Here is a 19,604-nt window from a genome sequence, read left to right as displayed (position 1 = left end):
TTCTCCACAAGCGACTGGGCCATTTACTCTGCAGCTTGAGTGTCGGGCTTGCAGCACAACGACCACGCCAGGTCCCGGCGGCGCTTGCACCGGCGGCAGCGACTTCCAGAATGCTGTTCAACTGGCATACGATCAGCCGCTCTCATGCGATCTATCGGCCAACGATGCCCATATGCGAGATCTGCAGGGTGTCCGCTACGTCAAACTGTTCACGTTCCAAGCACAGGCTGGGTCCAGCCGAATCACCGTCACGACGCAGGCATTCACACCACTCATTCTGGTGCTGGACAATCAAGGACGAGTTCTCGCTCAAGGAGCGAGCCCATTCAACCATACGTTCCAGGCCGGACAAGTGTTCATCGGCGTCACCAGCAACGAGCTTCAGCGGACCGGCGCGTTCACCATTCAACTGTCTCGCGGCGGCAGCCCATTCTAAAACCGTCTGACTCAGATCACCTGCATCGGCCTTGATGAACACCCGCTGCTGACGCAGCGGGTGTTCATCGCCGATGTTTGCTCGAACAAGCAGCCGGTCGGGACTTTCACTAACGGGTCGTGGTTTCTTGATCAGCGCAGCAAGCAAATTCTTAATCGGCGCTGAATGCCCTTCGTATGGATGCGTGTCGCTCGTTGCTTACCGAGCCGTCAGTGTCGTCATTGCCGACCGTTCATTGCTGGTATGGCTCCTGCGCTGGCGCGCCATCTTTCTTTTCATTGCACTGTGCGGCTATAATGCCGGCGGAGCCTGGGACTATTCATCGAGGGGAGAAACAATCATCATCACACTCAGGCACAGATCAACTTAATCATGCGCCGGGGAGGTTTGACCGATCGTTGTTTCATCCCTGTCTCACATGCATGCTGGAGGAGAATCATGAGACGAATGACTTGGCGGCCACACGGGATTTTTCTTCTTGCGCTCATCTGGATCGGAATTGCCTGGCGAGCTGACACCAGGTTGCCGGCTTTCAGCGACGCGCCGTCTGATTCGCCACCAACACCAATGGAACACGCGCACCTGCACGGCTTCATCCACGAAGTTGTGGATGGACAGATGGTGTGCCGTCAGGCAACGACGATGGAGATACTGATTCTCAAGGCTGGAGCAACCGATGTGCCCTGGCGGATACTGACCCCGCCGTCATCACGCAAACAAAGCGGACTGCAACTGATTTTACGCGGCACGCCGCAACTGGAGGCCTTTGCTGAAGCGAAGGCGGCCTTCTTGCGCGCGGCTGACAGATGGGCTCAATTGATCAGGACGCCGATCACCTTGGTAGTGGATGTGGATTTCGGTCCAACGCGATTTGGCGTGCCTTATGGGCCGAACCAGCTAGGTTCGACAATTCCCCAGGTGATGCTGCTCTCATCCGGCTATAACGAAATTCGCTCACGCTTGTTGGCTGGCGCCAGTGATGGCACGGAGCGGTCGGTTTATGAAGCTCTGCCAGCGGGCGTTATTCCGACAGACATCGGCTTGACGCGCGACATGACGGTGGCCACACCGATCCTGCGCGCCATCGGATGGCTACCGCCGGTGGCTGACCCCACGCAGGAATTGCAACTGGGGGCGCCGCCCTCCATCGGATTCAATTCCACGTTCCGATTCGACTTTGATCCGAGCGATGGCATTCAACCTGGCACATTCGATTTCGACGCCATTGCTGTGCATGAAATCGGGCACGTGCTCGGCTTTCTCTCCAACACGGGCGTGCGCGAACTATCGCCGTCGGAGCCGCTCAGCTTGAGTGTCTGGGACCTGTTTCGCTTTCGTCCGGGCGTCACGCTTCAGTCGTTCACCACGGCAGAGCGTATCTTGTCCTCTGGCGGTCAGCAAAACTATTTCGCTGGCGGCCCAGAACTGGGCTTGTCCACTGGCCGACCCAATCGCACCGGCGGCGACATGCAGCAAGCCAGCCATTGGAAAGCTGACGAGCTCACCGGCCAATACATCGGCGTGATGGACCCAACGATCGCGGCCGGTCGGCGATTCACCATGACTGCTAATGACTTGATGGCGCTCGATTCATTCGGCTATCAACTCGCTTCATCGCCGCCGCCCACGGCGCCCGACATCGAGGTCAGCCCAACAAGTGTCGAGTTCGGCCCGGCGCTTATCGGCCAGAGCGCCGAGCAGGCCGTGCTCGTCAGGAATGTCGGCTCTGCCCCGCTCACGGTGAGCCCAGCCGTTGGCAGCAACATCATTGCGCCCATCCCTCCCTTCAGTCTGGTTTCACCACTCACTCCGTTCAGCGTGCCAGCGGGTGGCGCCCAAATCGTCACCGTGCGATTCACGCCGGCGCTTGCCGATGTTCACAGTGGCTCGCTCAATCTGTTAACCAATGATCCTGATGAGACCATTGTCATCGTTCCGTTGAGCGGGATCGGCGTCAGGCCAGGCGTGCCGGACATTGAGGTGACGCCGACAATGCTTGACTTCGGCGCCGTCGCCATCGGACAAACCGCGCAGCGAACGTTGACCGTGAGCAATAGAGGCAACGCGCCTCTCATCATCACCAGCCTGACGCTGGATCATCCCGCGTTCTCCGTCATCGCTCCGAGCGTTCCTTTGACCATCACGGCGGGCAACAGCCAATCCATTTCCGTCGCGTGTCGTCCACTCACCTCAGGCCCGCAAACAGGCTTGCTCAGCATCAGCAGCAATGATCCTGATGAAGCGACCATCACCCTTGCGCTGATGGCCAATGCCGCACTGATCGGATTAGCCGAGCAGGAGCCCAATGACTCAATCGCCACTGCCAACATCGTCCGACCCAACGCCAACCTGCTGGGAACAATTGGGCAGAGCGGGGATGCCGACCTGTTTAGTTTCACCGTCGAAGCCGGTCAGCGGCTGCGCGTCGAGGTCCGCGCGCGCCGATTGAGTTCACCCTCGCCGTTGGATACAGTGCTCCTGCTGACCAATAGTCGCGGCATTCAACTCGCTCAGAACGATAACATTGACGAGCGGCTGCATGACTCCCGCTTGGATATTCGACTAGCCGCTGCCGGACGATACTACCTGCAAATCAAAAGCGCTGACCCACAGGCCGGCGGCCCTGACTTCCGCTACGAGATGATCGTCATCGTTACCGATTCGACGTTTCAAGAGAAAGAGGCCAACAATGATCTGGATCAAGCCAATCGCATTACGCCTGATGTGCTCGTGGCCGGCACGATTGACACGGCAGGCGATGCCGATTTCTTCAGCGTCTCGGCTACCACTGCTCAGACGCTCAATGTGATGATCGTGGCGCGAACACTCGCTCCCACATTGCCCACCGATGCCGTCCTAACTGTCTTCGACGCAAACGGACGCGAACGCGCCCGCGCGCACGCAAGCGGGCTGATTACAGAGGCTGCGTTGTCATTTCGCATTCCCACCAACGGGCGGTACTACATCCGCGTTGAGCAAGCGGGCGGCGCCGGCGGCGGAGCAAGTCATCTTTACTTCATGCGTGTCACGGTGACAAATCAATGACGCGGCGCAGCGAGCGGCTGCCCGAGCAGAATGAATGCGCAGGAAATGCCCATGTGCAACCACGCCACGCGGGAAGATAAGCCGGGAGCGCCCGCTTCCAACGTGCTGGAGCCCGCAAGATGCGGGCGCTCCCAGGGTACGGGTCATTGAAAATTGCTCTAGCGTGCTGGACTCTGAGTTCCACCAGGCACGCAGGATTCGTGCCCTCCCGCAGGATTCGCACGCGCATTCGAGCGATCGTCAACCGCTTGTTTGATTGCTCCACCCTGAGTGGTATAATCCTGCCGACGCATGGCAAGCAAACTGATCCTGACCGAACCTGTCTTAGGAACGAACCGCGAGCAGTTCATTGAACGCTGCCAGCAAGCCATCCTGACTGGACAAGCAAATTCCTTTATCTATCTGGTGGCCACGCGTGCGTTGCTAGACCATATCACGGCGCGTATCGTTGATGGTCAACGAGTGAAAGCGTGCACCGAGCTGCGCGTATTTCTGTTTGATGGATTGACACGCTACATACTGCGGCAGGCCGGCCACGATCGCCGACCGATTGAAGACGGAATGAAATACTTCCTGCTTGAGCAGGTCATCGCCCAACTCGCCGCAGCGGGCACTTTGCAGCATATTCCGGCCATCGCGCGGCTGCCGGGCACAGTTGAATCGGTGGGGCAAGTGATCGGTGAAATCAAGCGGGCCGGGATGACTCCTCAGCAACTGCGTGAGTTTATCAACACCCAACAACCGGAGGCGCGCGACCTGGACATCGCCGCCATCTATGAGGCGTACCAGCAAACATTGGATGAGTGCCGACTGATGGACGCCGATGAAGCGACCGCAGGCGCCTTGCAGGTGCTCCAATCGCGACCGGATTTGCCACCCGGGCTCGCACAGACGACAACGCTGTTCATTGATGGCTTCTTTGACTTCACGCCGATTCAAAAGAATCTGCTCCGCTATTTGATCGAGCGTATCCCTGAAGTCGTGGTCAATCTGACGCACGATCCGCGTCATCCGACGGTGTTTGCCGAACCGTTGCAAGACACATTCCGCTTCTTTGAGCGCCTCTCGGAGCCGATGCCCGTTGAACACAACGCCGCCACGTTGCCACATGCGCCCGCGCTGGAGCCGCTCCGCACTGGCTTATTCAATCCAGAAGCTGAGGCGTCTGCGGCGTCGCCTCCGATCACCGTGCTGTCGGGCGCAAGCATGGCGCATGAAGTTGAAGAGGTCGTCAAAGAAATTAAGCGACTCATCGTCGAGCAGGACTATCGCCCGCAGGAGATCGGCGTCATCGTGCGTGAGCCTTCCGGTTACCTGAAAGCGGTTCACGATACCCTGCGGCACTTCGGCGTGCCCGTCGCGTTGAACGCGCGCGAGCCGCTCACTTCTGTCCCGTCGGTCAAGGCCGCCATGAAGGTGCTGGCTGCCCGCGTGGCTTATGAAGAGACGGAGCCGTACCTGAGTTTGCTGAAGAACGATTACCTGGATCATTTCAGCGCACTAGACCGGGATGCTGTTGAAAATGCTGTGCTGGCTGTCGGCACGCAAATTCCTATACGGCAATGGCGACAACGGGTCAAACGGATTCGCGCGGCAAAACAGCATCAAGCCAGCACGCTGACCTCACGGCTTGTTGACCCTGAGCAGGTGGAGCAGGAATTGTTCCGCATCAATCGTGGCGTGACGCAACTTGAGCACGCGTTGCAATCGCTTGATCAGATACGCCAGGCGCTGGCGCTGATACCACAAGAGGGAACACTGAGTGAGTTGATTCAGGGATGGAGGGCCGCGCTCGGCGCGTTCCGTCTGCGCGAGCGGTTGCGCCAGCGGCTTGCCCAAGCTGGGCTGGACGAAGAAGCATTACGCCTGCTCTCGCTTGATCTGCGGGCGCTGGAGACGTTGCATCAAACGCTGGAACAAATCGAGCGGCTCGCCGAAACTGCTGACAATGGACGATGGGGCCGATTATCAATTGAGCAATTCTATGAAATGATGTCCCATCTACTCCAGCGAACGCTGCTGCATACACGGCGCAGTGATCCGGTGGGTGTTACGATCCTCGAAGCGACCGAGGCACGCGGGTTGCCGTTTCGTGCGATATTCATCACTGGGCTGGCACAAGGCGTGTTTCCGATGGCGCCGGCGCGTGATTGGATCTATCCGACCAACGAGCGGCAACAACTGGCTGAAGCCGGCCTGTTTCTTGAAGACCTATCGCCGAAAACATTCGCTGCTAAAGAAGCGCACTTCTTCTATCACGCTGCCTGCCAAGCAACCGAGCGATTGTATGTATCGTACTCGCGCGCCGATGCTCGTGGCGAGGCGGTGGTCGTCTCCGGCTTCGTTTCCGAGCTGCGCCGATTGTATGGCGTTGGCTTAGAGAGTCTCGTGCCCGTGATCGAACGGAGTCCGAGCGTCTATGATGTTCGCCGCAGCGCCTCGCCCGCCGAGTTGACGCGTAGTGTGCTGGCCGGACTCTATCAATCAGGGCCTGACGATGCGCTGGTGCTGCATCTCTATAACTGGGCGGTTGCTGCCGGACATGTCTCGTCATCTGTGCTCACACGGCTTCAGAGTGAAGAGGAACGACAAGGCTCAACGTTCGGTCCGCACGACGGGCTGCTCACCGACCCAACCATCCACCAACAGTTGCGTAGCCGGTTCGGTCCAAATCGCGTCTATTCGGCGAGCCAGCTTAACAGCTACGGTCGCTGTCCGTTTCAATTCTTCTGCCAGCGCATCTTGCAACTGGAAGAACGGGAAGAAGCCTCGCTTGATCTGGTGGCGCTGGATCGCGGCTGGTTACTGCATACGATTCTGCATCAATTCATGCAGCGGCACACCGATACCAACTTGAGCAGCTCACGTCGCCGCGAATATCAAGAGGAGCTGCTGCAAGTGGCCGACGACGTGTTCGCATACTATGAAGAGAAGTCGCTGCCGATCCACGCCGGTCTGTGGGCGCTGCAAAAAGAGAGCCTGCGGGATACGCTGCGACGATTCCTTGACGTCGAGATCGCCTATCAGGAGCAAGTCTCTGCCGCCGGTGTGCAGCCGCACTGGCTGGAACTGGGATTCGGGATGACCGAGTCGGACGCGAGTCACCCAGATTCGCGCAGAGAGTGCTTTCGGCTCAACCGCGGCAAAGACCTGATCCAACTGCGCGGGCGCATGGATCGCGTGGATCGTTCACCCGACGGCAAGTACATCATCTACGATTACAAATCGGGCGCGGGCGCTAGTCTGAAAGAGATGCAAGCCGGCGTGGATTTGCAAATCCCGCTCTACATTCGCGCCTTGTCCGATTTGTTCCTGGCGCCGGATGAAGAGGTGATCGGCGGCGGCTATTACTCGCTCAAAGAGTCTCATTTTAACCGCAATCGCGGCATGTATCGGCATGATCTCCAATCGCACACGGGGATTGGGCCACGCGCCAATTCAAACGTCACACCCGAAGAGTGGCAACAGACATTGCAGGAAGCTGAAGCGTATGCCTGGAAATACGTGGACGGGATGCGACGGGGCGATTTTCGCGTCGAGCCGAAAGACGATGCCTGTTGCCCGCGTTGCCTCTATCACGCTGTGTGCCGGTTTGACAGACAACGAATCCGGATGAAAAGCACCGAGCACTCACCCTGATGGAACATCTGACACCAAACCAACAACGAGCAATCCAGCTACTGGACCGCTCCTGCGTCGTCACCGCAGGCCCCGGCGCCGGCAAAACGCGCGTGCTCGTCGAACGTGTGCTGAACATTCTGCGAGGTGGCCAGGCTGAACTGGATCAGATCGTCGCCATTACGTTCACCAACAAAGCGGCCAATGAAATGAAGGAGAGAATCCGCCGCGAGTTGACCGAGTTGTCGCAAACGGCCACTTCCACAGCCGAGGCGCGTCACTGGCACGAACTGGCACAACGATTGGAGGAAGCCGCTATCTCCACGTTTCACGGATTCTGCGCCAGTGTGCTGCGCGCGCACCCGGTCGAAGCGCAGGTTGATCCCGCCTTCGCTATTCTGGATGAATACACCAGCCGCCTGTTGCTCTATCAGGTCGTCGAAGAGGTTATCAATCACCTGGTTGACATTGAAGATGAGACCGCCGCCCGCTTTGTGACCGGCTATTCTCGGATGGGCTTGATCGAGCATTTGGCCGAACTCTATTTCACCACCCGCACGCTGGGACTTGAGCTTGGCCAAGTCGAACAACTGACACGGCAACATCTCGGCACAACGGACGATTACCGGGCAGCCTTGGAGCGCTTGAATGCGACGATCAATCAACTGACCGCGCTGGACAAACTGCCGCCCAAAGCGCGTGAACAAGTCGAAGCCCTCGGTGAGGCCTGGAGGCATTATCGTTCATTGCTGCCAACCGAGCCGCGTATCGAAGAGGCTCCGTTCTTTGATGAGTGCCTGGAGGCGCTCGCAGAGGCCAAGGTGGAGAAACGCGCCAACGCCGTCAAGGAACTGGCCGCAGCGCTGGAGCAACAGATCAACGAAGTTGGTGAGCTGTTCTATGACGTTTGCACGCGGCAGACACTCGGATCGCTGATCCGCATCCTTGAGCAGATTGATCGCAACTATCAAGCGGCCAAAGCGCAAGCCAACGGCCTTGATTATGAAGACCTGCAATTGAAGACGCGCTCGCTGCTCCGCACGTATCCGTATCTGGCTCGCCGCTATGGTGAGCGATACCGCTTCATGCTGGTAGACGAATTTCAGGACACGAACCAGCTTCAGAAAGACATCATTGATCTGCTCATGAGCGGCGCCGCGTCGGTCGCAGCCCAAGGCACAAGCCCCGCAGTCAATCTATTCATTGTGGCCGACGCGAAACAGTCCATTTATAATTTCCGCGGTGCAGCCGTCGAAGTCTTCACCGAGGCCGCGCGGCACGTCCGGGAGCAAGGCGGCGTCGAGCTGGTGCTGGAGAAAAACTTCCGCAGCACGGCTTCGCTCGTTCGATTCTTCAATGAATTTTTCTCGCGGCTGATGACTCCTGATCCTGACCAGCCCATGTCTTCGATGCAACGGCTCGGCTATGTCGAGTTCATACCCAGCGAGGCCGACCGCCCTGAATCGCCGCATCCGCCGGTGGAATTGATCCTGGAAATCGGCCAGCACGTGAAGAACCTGGATGAAGGTCGTGAACGCGAAGCAGAACGCATCGCCGAGCGCATTGTCCAGATGGTCCATACCGGAGAATGTTTGGTTGGCGAACCGAGCGCCGACGGTCAGCCATCGTGGCGTCCCGTGCGTTACGGCGACATCGCCATGCTGTTTCGCGCCATGACCGACATCAAGACTTATGAGCGGGCGCTGCGTCAACGTGGGATTCCCTATTACGTGCTTGCCGGTCGCGGTTTTTATGAGCGCGAAGAAATTCAGGACGTGTTGTCGTTGCTCCGCGTCTTGGAAAATCGCACTGATGAGATTGCGCTGGTCGCGGCGCTGCGGTCGCCATTGTTTGGACTCTCGGACAACACGCTCTACTGGCTGCATCAGTACGCGCAAATGCGCTCTGGCGGCGGCTTGGAGCATCATCCCATGCTGAGCAGCTTGCTGGATTATCAAGGCGCGTGGGGCATCGCGCCGGAGCAATCGCCGTTGGTGGCGCGCGCTGCCGAGGTGCTCGCCCAGTTGCTCGACCGGCGCAATCGCATCCCGCTGGCCGACCTGTTGCAACAGATCATCGAAGCAACACACTTTGACGCCATCCAAGCCACCTTTTATGATGGCCATCAGCGCGTGGCCAATCTCCAAAAGCTGGTTGAGCTGGCCCGCAACTTCCAGGCCAGCGGGCCACACGTCCTACGCGATTTCATCCAATTCATCCGGCAATTCACCGAGATGGAAACGCGCGAAGGCGAAGCGCCAATCGAAGGCGGCAATCAAGATGTGGTGCAAATCATGACGATCCACAAGGCCAAAGGATTGGAATTCCCGATCGTGATCATTCCCGATCTCATGAGGAAACGACGCACGCAAGCGCCGGCGTTGGCCTTTGATCGCGCGCTCGGCATTGGACTCAAAGAGCCAGACCGTCGCGGTCGTCCGCACCAGACCCGAATGCGACGCCGCGTCGAAGAATACATTGAGTGGCGCGAATACTTCGAGAGTCAACGCCTGCTGTTTGTTGCAGCTACCCGCGCGATGGATTATTTGATTTTGGCCGGCGCCGCCCCCGAAACCAAAGATCGAGACTCATGGCCGGACGCACCTCTACGGAAAGCAACCAGTTGGTTGCAGTGGCTCTGCGCAATTTTGGAGATCACCGATGCGCAGAGCTTACCTCAGACGTATCAGTGGAACGGCATCCCATTGCGCATCACGCGACGCGAAGCCCCGACCGCTGAGACGCCTGAGGCGCCGTCGCGCTTGATAGACCGATTCACGGAAATCCGCCAAGCTCAAGCCATCCCAGCCAACGCGCTCCCACAGCTCGATGATGAAGGTCAACAGGTGCTTGCATCCCTTTGCCGCCTGATCGAACCGATCAAGATTGAGCCGCTCACCAGCGCACAGCCGCTGGCCGTTACAAGATTGTTGAGCGTGGCGCGCTGCCCGCTGCAATACTACTACGAATCGGTCCTCGGCTTGCCCGCGCTTGATGAATACGAACCAGATTTCAAACCTCAAACCTCAGACCTTGAAGCTCAGAGCTTAAGCGTCATGCCGAGAGCGTACTCGCCAACCACACGAGGAACGATTGTCCATCGCTTCTGCGAACGCTACGACGGCTCCGAACCGTGGGAGCCGGTGCTGCAACAACTGGTAGAGGAAGCCGTCACGACAGCGGATACGGACGACTTGCAGACAGCCCGTCAGCGCGTCCTGGCCGATGTCAAACCACTGGTTGAGCACTACCTGAGCAGCGAGCTGTGGAAAGAGATTGAACAAATTCTATGGGGAGGAAAACCGGGGCGCGTCGAAAGTGAACTGGAATTCCTCTATCACACAGGCTCCATCCCGCTCCGCGGACGTATTGATAAACTGCTCATCAACAGCCAAGGTCGGGTGACCATCATTGACTTCAAAACAAATCGCGTGACGGCGCAGCAAGTGGAAACTGTCGCCCGTGAGTATGAGCTGCAACTGCAAATATACGCAGCGGCAGCACGGCACGCATGGCCATCGCATACGGTGCGCGCCGAACTCTACTTTCTCCATCCCAACGTGCGATGGGAAATTCCCGCAGAGCGACTGGAGGAATCACAGACGATTGCTCAACTGCGCGAGCTCTCCGAGCAGGTGCTGCGCATCCGCCACGTTGACGATGCCACGCCATATCCGAGTCCTGAACGGTGTCGCTCGTGCCAGTGCTTTTCATTCTGTCCAGCACGCGCTGCCGACACCCTTGCATGAGCTCGGCTGACAGGCTCACAGCGCTTGCTTCCGCGCAGGCTGGCGGCTAAGCTGATATGTCAAAGTAGTCTTGAACGAACGACGAGGTTTGTGATGGAGAAAACAGGGCAACCAGCCATAGAACGCGCGCAACACTGTGTTGAACAGATCAGCGCGAATCTGGAAACGCTGCAACAACACCTGAGCGAAGCCGTCAGTTCCAACGTGGACCCGACTTTGCTCGTCACACTCACGCGACAGCACCTTTCAGAAGTGCGCAAACAAAAACTCGATCAGTTGCGTCAGGCGTTGGCTGAGATGGCTGCATTGGCACAGGACGCGCGCGTGGGCCGACTGGCGCGGCGGCTGGCTGATCTTTATTTCCGCGCTCAGCGAACCGAAGAATTTTTGAATGGGGTGGTGGATGACCTGATGCAGGAGACGCGGTCCGAGCGCGCGGCCATCGTGCTTCGCGGAGAAGACACGGGTGAAGCGACTGTCGTCACCATTCGTAATTTCAAAACACGCGCGCTGGACGCGGCTGAACATACGCTGAGCCGCACGCTGCTGAAAAAAGTGTTTGAATCAGGCCAGTCGCTGTTGCTGGCCAACGCAGCGGCAGACGCTGAACTCTGGCAAGAAAGCAGTATTTACTTGCGGCTCGGTTGCGCCTTGGTTGCGCCGATGAAAGTTGGCGATTTGATGCTCGGAGCCATCTATCTGGAAAACAATTCGTCCACCAATGTGTATACCGAGAGCGACCGACAATTCCTGGAAGCCATCGGCAATCTCATCGCTGTGTATCTGGAAGCTACCCACCGGCTCGATTTGGCCATTCGCGCGCGCGATGAAGTCATCCATCAATCACACGGCGCGTTTGCCGAGATCATCGGCCATAGCCCCAAGCTGCGGCGCGTGCTTCAAATCGTCGAGCAGGTGGCCAATTCCGACGCAACCATCCTCATCGAAGGCGAATCAGGAACCGGCAAGGAATTGATCGCCCGCGCGCTGCACACACGCAGTGCTCGCGCCCATAAGCCGTTGGTCGTTCTCAACTGCGCCGCCGTGCCGGAAACGCTGGTCGAATCGGAGCTGTTCGGCCACGAGAAAGGCGCGTTTACCGGCGCGCAGGAACGCAAGATTGGACGCTTTGAATGGGCTGATGGAGGCACGCTCTTTCTGGACGAAATCGGTGAACTGGCGCAACCCGTTCAGGCCAAGTTGCTGCGCATCCTCCAGTATCAAGAATTCGAGCGGCTGGGCAGCACCAAAACATTGAAGGTCAACGTCCGCGTCATCGCGGCCACCAGCCGCAACCTCAAGCAGATGGTCGAACAGGGAACGTTTCAAGAGGCTTTGTTCTACCGGCTCAACGTCATCCCGATCCAGCTTCCGCCATTGCGCGAACGACGCGAAGACATTCCGTTACTGGCTCATTACTTTCTGAAGAAATTTGCCGGCGAAGCAAAAGTCCGATTTGATCGAGACACGTTGCTGGCGCTGGAACAGTACGATTTTCCAGGCAACATTCGCGAGCTGGAAAACCTCGTGCAACGACTCGTGCTGTTGCGTTCAGGCGATGTGATCACATTGGCTGACTTGCCCGATTACATTGTTGGCGAACGCCAGCGTGTTATTGATCTGGAAAAGAATCCGTTCCGACACTTGATGCGCTCGGTGCCCGAAGATAACGAAGACCTGCAACGCCGACGCACGGCCATTCTGCAAATCGCTCAAGAACATATTGACGAGCTGGAGAACCAGATGATTGAAAAGTACCTGCAAATGACCGGCGGCAACATCGCCGAAGCGGCGAGGCTCTCCGGTTTCCATCGCTCCATGTTCTATCGCAAGCGCCGGCCCGAGCGCGAATCTCAACAATCGCCGGCCTGACCTGTGGCCACGATCCGTTCCCAAGTCTCTGGGACGCGCGCGCGTCTTTGCATTGGCGAATCGAGGTGGAAGCGATATAATGTCGCCTCTGAATCAATCAATTCACAATCCAAGGAGAGCATCATGAGATTACTTCCTCTCAGCATCATTGTTGGACTCATTCTGTTCTTCGGGCTGTCGGTAGGCCCGCTTCCAGCTTGGGCGCAAACCAATACCATGCAAGTTAAATGCGTGGATCAAAGCGGAAAACCGGTCAGCGGCTTGAAGGTGTTCATTCAAGAGGTGACGTCGGGCAAGGTTGCCAACGTTGACGTCAAAGGCGACGGGATCGCTCGATTCAAGGACCTGAGCAATGGTTTTTATCGCATCATCGCGCGCAAGCAAGGATACGAAACGGCGTACTACGAATTTGTGAAGCTAAGCGGTAATGCGAACGAATCGGTGACGCTCACGTTCCGGCCCGGCGACAGTCAGAAGAAAATTTACTTTGAAGACCAGGCACTCGCCGAACAAGCGCGTAACCTACTATTGGAAGGGGTTGACCTGTTGCAAAACGCCAGATGGGCGGAAGGCGCAGAGAAACTCAAAGCATCGTTGGCCATCAATCCTTCCAGCGCAGACGCTTACTTTAATCTGGCCGTGGCGCTGATGCAGCAACGGCAGTGGGAGCAGGCTGAACCATATCTCGTCTCAGCGGCTAAGTATTTTGAAATTGGCCTGGCCATCGAAAAAGCGAGACCGCCAGATTCACAAAATCCTCAACTGATTGACGCCTATCAGAAGAGCATCAATCAAGCCAACGAGTGGCGACAGCGGCTCCCCTTGATGAAAATCGCTGCCGCCGCCGACGACGCCATGCGAAAACAAGATTTTGCCACCGCTGCGGCTAAACACCGTGAACTGATTCAAATGGAGCCGAACAATCCCGATCATTACTACAGCCTGGCTGTCGCTCTCGGCAACGATAAAAAATATGATGAAGCCATCCAGGCGATTGATCGGGCGCTGGCCATGAAGCCCGGTGAAAAGGATTACGAGGATATCAAGAGCCGCTTGCTGCATAATAAAGAAGCCGCCAAGCTGGAAGCCGCCAAGAAAATCGTTCATGAGGCCGATGATCTGTATAACAGTGGACAATATAGCGAGGCGCTGCGCAAGTATGAGCAAGCCCGGCCCATGTTGCCTGAGAACGTGCAACATGCCGTGTGGGCAGCCATCGGCCGCACACATGCCAAGCTGAATCACCCCGATCAAGCTATCGCAGCTTATCGCCAGGCCATCCGACTGGAACCGACCAAGTCAGACTACTGGAAGTCGCTGGCGCAATACTACATGGAACAAAAGCAGTACGACCAAATGTTCCAAACCTACACCGATTGGTACAGTCTGCCATCAAGTTCCACCAAACCCGACGAGGGCTTGTTTAAGCTCGGCAAAGACTTTCTCGGACAAGACAAAAATGATCTGGCCATGTCGGCATTCAACAGGGTGCTCAGCCTGAATCCTAATCACGCTGAGGTGCATTACGAACTTGGCGTCAATCATTTCTATAGCGGCGATAAAACAAAAGCCAAAGAGTTCCTGACCAAATACCTGAGCATCGGGAAAGATCAGCGGCACCTTGAGGATGCCAAAGCGATCCTCGCTGTGATGAAAGTCGCCCCGGCTAAAGCCGGCCCGAAAAAACCGAGCAAGAAGCGAGGATGAGCATGCTCGAGTTCGCGATTGAACTGGCACGGCAGGCAGGGCAACTTCAGCGCGATTATCTGGGACGGCTCAACCGCGTCAAACAAAAAAGTACATCGCTCGACCTGGTCACTGATGTTGACCTGCTCTGCGAGCAGTTCATCAAAGAGAAGATCGCGAGTCACTATCCTCGACACGAAATCCTTGCTGAAGAGACCGGCCACCAACAAAGCGGCTCCGAATATCGCTGGCTGATTGATCCCCTGGATGGAACAACCAACTACGCGCACGGCTACCCGTTCTTCTGCGTCTCGATTGCGCTGGAATACACCGGCCAACTGCTTGTCGGCGTCGTCTACAATCCGGTACTGGACGAATTATTCTGGGCCGAACGCGGCAATGGCGCTATGCTCAACGGACGACCGATTCGCGTTTCGTCAATCACCGACCTTGATCACAGCCTCTTGGTCACAGGATTTCCATACAGCATCCGCTCAAATCCAATCAACATTGAGTACTTCGCCAGGTTCATGCATAAGGCGCAGGCCGTTCGCCGTGACGGTTCAGCGGCGCTGGACCTCTGTTACGTTGCATGCGGTCGGTTCGATGGCTTTTGGGAAATGGGGTTGAAGCCGTGGGACACCGGCGCAGGTCAGCTCATTTTGGAAGAAGCCGGCGGGCGCGTATCCAAATTCGATGGTCAACCGTTTGACCGTTATGAACCGGAAATGCTGGCGAGCAACGGCCTGATTCATGACCAGATGATCGCCGTGCTGACGGCAAGAAGCTAATTCCTATTTGCGAGGAGTGTGGGGGACGATCGCCGTGCTGATGGCAAGAAGCTAATTCCTATTTGCGAGGAGTGCAGGAACCTATGGAAAAAGAACCTGAAGGGAGGCGAGGAACCTCCCTTCAGAGTCTAACCAAAGGAGGAGGGTCATGAAGCTTTGCGATAAAACGAAAGAAATCCCAGTCGAGAACCGTTGCCCAAGGGGCCGCCGCCACCCCAGATAAACATCTCATTACCGGTCCAGAGCGCGCAGTGACCGGTTCGACCGCTGGGCGCTGATGAGGTAATCGTATCAGTCCAGAAATTGGTCACCGGATCGTAGCGGCTGCCTGTGTTGGTAATGCCAACGACGCTCAGGCCGCCCCAGATAATCATTTTCGTTCCAGTCCACACCGCCGTGTGATTAGCGCGCGCTTCCGGCGCATTAGTGGTGGAAGTCGCTCTCCACGTATCTCTGGCTGGATCGTACCGTCCGCCGGTATTGAACGGGTTCAACCCGATGCCGCCACCGGCGCCGCCCCAAACAATCATTTCTGTGCCGGTCCACACGGCTGTGTGACCAGAGCGCTCGCTCGGTGCGTTCACAGTGCTGATGGCGGTCCACGTGTTGGTCTCAGGGTTGTAACGAGCGCCTGTATTCGTTCGCGTGTTGGGGCCGGTTGTGCCACCCCAAATAATCATCTCTGTGCCGGTCCACACGGCTACGTGGCCTGAGCGTGGCAGCGGTGCGTTCACGCCAGTGATGGGTGTCCAACTATCGGTCGCTGGATTATACCGGGCTCCGTCGTTGAATGAGCTAACCAATGTGCCACCGCCCCAGACGATCATCTCCGTGCCGGTCCACACAGCCGTGTGATTGATTCGAGCTGAAGGCGCGCCGCGCGTAGACATCGGTCTCCACGTATTGGTTGCCGGATCATATCGCCCGCCTGTGTTCAAAGGATTCAGCGTTCCCAAGCCGCCCCAGACAATCATCTCCGTTCCGGTCCACACGGCCACAGCGCCACTGCGAGCAGCCGGCGCGCCGGTCGTGGACATAGGCGTCCAGGTGTCTGTCTCTGGATTGTAACGAGCGCCCGTATTGAGCGCGCCGCCAACGGACGACGTCGCACCACCCCACAGCAGGACCTCCGTGCCCGTCCACACGGCGCAATGACCACCCCGCGCGCTGGGCGCACCGGTGGAGCTTGTCGGCATCCAGGCTTCAACTCCCGACCCGCCCATTTCAACGAAACCGGCATTTTTCAGTCCACTATCATTAGGACGACCAAAGATAATGGCGCCAACGGGAAGCGATGAACCGCCACCGCCACCCGGCGCTCCAGGCGGGCCAGGCGGACCCTGCGGACCAGCCGGACCTTGTGGTCCAGCAGGACCAGCCGGACCAGCAGGACCCTGTGGACCAGGCGGACCTTGTGCACCAGCAGGACCTTGTGGACCAGCAGGACCCTGTGGACCAGGCGGACCTTGCGGGCCTTCAGGACCAGGCGGTCCAACCGGAAAATCAGCGACTGAGATATTCTGGTAGCTTGAGGCAGCAGAATTGTATCGGTTCACATCCAGTGGAGATGAAAATTCCACGCGGCACAAACCAGGATTAATCCCTGTCGTCAGTTTCACGATCACAGCAAAGGAATCAGCGCCTGTGAATCGTTGAGTCGTCCCGACGTACTGAATGGCCACGGCTTTGGCATTGGTTGTCGGATTGGTATTGACTGTTACCGTGAAATCAGTCGTTCTTAATGTGCTGGAATCAACCACGAACCGAGCAGTACTGACATCGGGTTGCACACTCGGATTGCGGAAAAGAAAACTAAATGAATCCCCCGATTGAATGTTCGAGGTCGTCAGCACATTTCCATTGGTCACTGAGAGAATGACCTCCGATTCGTCGGCTGTCGGGAAAATTTCCGGCGAGACGCGAAACGTCGGCGTAATTTTGGTATTCACGGTCTGCGCCCATCCCCGCAGCGGAAGTATCAAACTTAAACACAGCAGTCCGGCAGCCCATCGTGCTACAGTGTTTTTCATAACTCGACTCTCCAATTGCATTTTCATGACGACCGTTTTGACGCAGGTGAGTTTATTATAGTTGCCTACATGTAGTTTATGATCGTAAACTTTGAACAAATGTTTTGAAAAGTCAGAGATTCAGTGTTCGTGGCGAGCCTGAGCTTGCGACGATTCTGCCGAAAAATGGCCACAGAGCCCACAGAGGTGACAGGGGGCAAGATGAAAAGGCTCTCGGCGGACGCTCTGACCTCGGTGGCTTCACTTTCGTCCTTTGCGGTGTGGCCGGAGCTCAGGGGTGCTTTCGACGGAAAATATCGTTGTTTGCAGCGAGCGAAAACTCGTAGAGGACTCCGCGTGAAATCGCACGTTGCTTGGGCTAGAAAACGCGCTCATGATCGCGCTCACGATCCCGCTGATCAGTTAAAAGCACTCATTCAGAATCGGTTAAGAACGCTGCTTGTCCTGGCACACAATTTGCACACAGCCCACCGGAGGTATTTGTCCCATGGCAACAATAAAAAAGAATGTTGTGGGCATAGTGCCATCGGACACTAACGGAATGTCAGTCGCTCGGATGCCCGTTCGGCGTCCACACACCCATGATGTCAGAACGTGGCCGAGAGTCTTTATCGCGCATATTCTGTGGCTTTCTTTGACAGCACTGTTCCGGTATCGGCAACAGGCTGGTATCGTGAAAATGAGGTTGGGAGATGAGTACCATCGCTGTTACCGGTTTCGTACAAGAGATCCGTCGGTATGGCCGGTTTGATGTCAGTGCCTGTCTGAACTGCGGCAGTTGTACCATCGCGTGCAATCTTTCCACGGACGCTGCACCCTTTCCACGCCGACCCATCCGTCGTGCCCTCCTGGGACTCAAGAGTTCGGTTCTAGCTGGACTGGAGCCTTGGCTCTGTCATGATTGCGGTGATTGCTCCACCACGTGTCCTCGTCAGGCCGAGCCGCGTGAGTCCATGATGACGTTGCGCCGCTACCTGGCTGCCCAATACGACGTCACCGGCCTGGCCTCAAAAATCCTCACCTCCACGGCAGGAGAAATCATTGCCCTCTCCGTCGTTGGGCTGCTCGTTTTTGCCCTCGTGTTCTTCTATCACCTCGTTTACAAAGAGATTCCGATGTCGGTCTCGGAGTTCGTGACGACGCCTCTTGGATTGGAGCACATGTTCCCGACGATCACGTACTTCACCATGGTCGTCTTCTTGATCCCGCTCGTTCTTTTGACGCTCAATATCCTGCGCATGCACCGTTGGACGATGCGTGAGCTGGAGCCGGCGAAAATTCCCCTCGCTTTTTACCTCCGTGAGATTCAGTCGCTGGTCGTTCATACACTCTCTCATCGAAACATTCGAAAGTGCCTTCAGGAGATTCACCAGAAGCGGTGGACCACACACTGGCTGCTCGGATTGGCCGTGTCGCTGATGCTCGTGGTCAAGTTCTTCTTCCTCGATTGGTTCCAGACGGATGCGATCTATCCGATCTATCACCCGCAGCGGTGGTTAGGATATTTGGTGGCGGCTGTCCTGATTTATGTCCCGCTGGACATTCTGATCAGTCGGATGAGGAAGCGTGTGGAGATTCACAAATTCTCCGAGCCCAGCGATGTGATTCTCCCGGTCATGTTCTTGCTTGTTGCTCTGAGCGGCCTTGGAGTTCACATCTTTCGCTATCTGGAATTCGCCCTGACGGCCCACCTTCTCTATGCCGTTCATGTGGCCATTGCCGTTCCGCTCGTTCTGATCGAACTGCCTTTCGGCAAATGGTCGCATGTCGTCTATCGTCCGATGGCGCTCTATTTCCAGGCTGTCAAAGAACGGGCGCTCCGAGAAACCGAAACCGTCAGACCCAACGAGCTTCCTGAGGAAGCGGCAACCATAGGAGCATAAGACCTATGAACAATAGTAGTGAGAGAAGACAGAAAATCGGTGCCGCGCTCGTCGTTGGCGGCGGCATCGGCGGCATGCAGGCGGCGCTCGATCTGGCCGACGCGGGGATCAAGGTTTATCTCGTTGATGCCAAGCCGGCCATCGGCGGCGTGATGTCGCAACTGGACAAGACGTTCCCGACGAACGATTGTGCAATGTGCACGATTGCTCCGCGCTTGGTGGCCATCGGCCGACACAAGGACATCGAGGTGCTCACGCTTTCGGAAGTCGAACGCATCGAGGGTGAGCCGGGAAATTTCACCGTCACGCTGAGGCGACGACCGCGCTTCGTGGATGAGAGCATCTGCACGGGCTGCGGTTCGTGCGTGACCAACTGTCCTGTTCGCTTCATTCCCCAGCCGCTCGATGGCGTGCCCCCGGTGACGTTGGCTCCCGATGTTCAAGCCCGCGTTGATCAGATCATCGCCGAGCACCGGCATCGCCCGGGTCCGCTC

General features: G+C 57.0%; 11 protein-coding genes. 10 read left to right on the top strand and 1 reads right to left on the bottom strand.

Annotated elements, in window-relative coordinates; all coding sequences use genetic code 11:
• From NZ823_01645 to NZ823_01610, 8 genes are all read left to right on the top strand, one after another.
• On the top strand, positions 1-436 hold a 436-nt coding region (locus NZ823_01645), incomplete at its 5' end, for a hypothetical protein (protein MCS6803831.1).
• A 73-nt stretch (positions 437-509) separates the two neighbouring features.
• Positions 510-806 carry a hypothetical protein gene (locus NZ823_01640; protein MCS6803830.1) on the top strand — a complete coding sequence of 99 codons (297 nt, stop codon included), beginning with the start codon at positions 510-512 and terminating at the stop codon, positions 804-806.
• Between the two features lie 68 nt (positions 807-874).
• Positions 875-3,481: an NF038122 family metalloprotease gene (locus tag NZ823_01635; GenBank protein MCS6803829.1), complete on the top strand. Its 2,607-nt coding sequence runs from the start codon at positions 875-877 to the stop codon at positions 3,479-3,481.
• A gap of 291 nt (positions 3,482-3,772) precedes the next feature.
• Positions 3,773-7,120 (top strand): exodeoxyribonuclease V subunit gamma, encoded by a 3,348-nt coding sequence (locus NZ823_01630; GenBank protein MCS6803828.1) that lies wholly within the window; start codon positions 3,773-3,775, stop codon positions 7,118-7,120.
• Positions 7,120-10,848: a UvrD-helicase domain-containing protein gene (locus NZ823_01625; protein MCS6803827.1), complete on the top strand. Its 3,729-nt coding sequence runs from the start codon at positions 7,120-7,122 to the stop codon at positions 10,846-10,848. Before NZ823_01630 ends, NZ823_01625 begins: the two co-directional genes overlap by 1 nt.
• A gap of 93 nt (positions 10,849-10,941) precedes the next feature.
• Entirely contained in the window at positions 10,942-12,720 is a 1,779-nt protein-coding gene (locus NZ823_01620) for a sigma-54-dependent Fis family transcriptional regulator (GenBank protein ID MCS6803826.1), read from the top strand.
• A gap of 123 nt (positions 12,721-12,843) precedes the next feature.
• On the top strand, positions 12,844-14,427 hold the full coding sequence (locus NZ823_01615) for a tetratricopeptide repeat protein (GenBank protein MCS6803825.1): 1,584 nt from the start codon (positions 12,844-12,846) through the stop codon (positions 14,425-14,427).
• Positions 14,428-14,429: 2 nt separating this feature from the next.
• Positions 14,430-15,197 (top strand): inositol monophosphatase, encoded by a 768-nt coding sequence (locus NZ823_01610; protein ID MCS6803824.1) that lies wholly within the window; start codon positions 14,430-14,432, stop codon positions 15,195-15,197.
• Between the two features lie 146 nt (positions 15,198-15,343).
• Here the strand turns inward: NZ823_01610 and NZ823_01605 are convergent, their stop codons facing one another.
• Complete coding sequence (locus NZ823_01605) at positions 15,344-17,227, bottom strand: hypothetical protein (protein MCS6803823.1); 1,884 nt, start codon at positions 17,225-17,227, stop codon at positions 15,344-15,346.
• Positions 17,228-17,919: 692 nt separating this feature from the next.
• Here NZ823_01605 and NZ823_01600 point away from each other — a divergent pair.
• On the top strand, positions 17,920-19,110 hold the full coding sequence (locus NZ823_01600; GenBank protein MCS6803822.1) for a 4Fe-4S dicluster domain-containing protein: 1,191 nt from the start codon (positions 17,920-17,922) through the stop codon (positions 19,108-19,110).
• Between the two features lie 5 nt (positions 19,111-19,115).
• Positions 19,116-19,604, top strand: a 489-nt coding sequence (locus tag NZ823_01595; GenBank protein ID MCS6803821.1) for an FAD-dependent oxidoreductase, incomplete at its 3' end; no start/stop codon positions are given.

Source organism: Blastocatellia bacterium, from assembly GCA_025054955.1.
Lineage (GTDB): Bacteria > Acidobacteriota > Blastocatellia > HR10 > J050 > JANWZE01.
Note: the sequence above shows the minus strand (reverse complement) of the source record. Positions and strands in the feature narration are given on the sequence as shown.

Bases quoted from the DNA above. Each gene is read 5' to 3' on its own strand.
- NZ823_01640 (MCS6803830.1), top strand. From the start codon at position 510: ATGTTTGCTCGAACAAGCAGCCGGTCGGGACTTTCACTAACGGGTCGT.
- NZ823_01635 (MCS6803829.1), top strand. From the start codon at position 875: ATGAGACGAATGACTTGGCGGCCACACGGGATTTTTCTTCTTGCGCTC.
- NZ823_01630 (MCS6803828.1), top strand. From the start codon at position 3,773: ATGGCAAGCAAACTGATCCTGACCGAACCTGTCTTAGGAACGAACCGC.
- NZ823_01625 (MCS6803827.1), top strand. From the start codon at position 7,120: ATGGAACATCTGACACCAAACCAACAACGAGCAATCCAGCTACTGGAC.
- NZ823_01620 (MCS6803826.1), top strand. From the start codon at position 10,942: ATGGAGAAAACAGGGCAACCAGCCATAGAACGCGCGCAACACTGTGTT.
- NZ823_01615 (MCS6803825.1), top strand. From the start codon at position 12,844: ATGAGATTACTTCCTCTCAGCATCATTGTTGGACTCATTCTGTTCTTC.
- NZ823_01610 (MCS6803824.1), top strand. From the start codon at position 14,430: ATGCTCGAGTTCGCGATTGAACTGGCACGGCAGGCAGGGCAACTTCAG.
- NZ823_01605 (MCS6803823.1), bottom strand. From the start codon at position 17,227: ATGAAAAACACTGTAGCACGATGGGCTGCCGGACTGCTGTGTTTAAGT.
- NZ823_01600 (MCS6803822.1), top strand. From the start codon at position 17,920: ATGAGTACCATCGCTGTTACCGGTTTCGTACAAGAGATCCGTCGGTAT.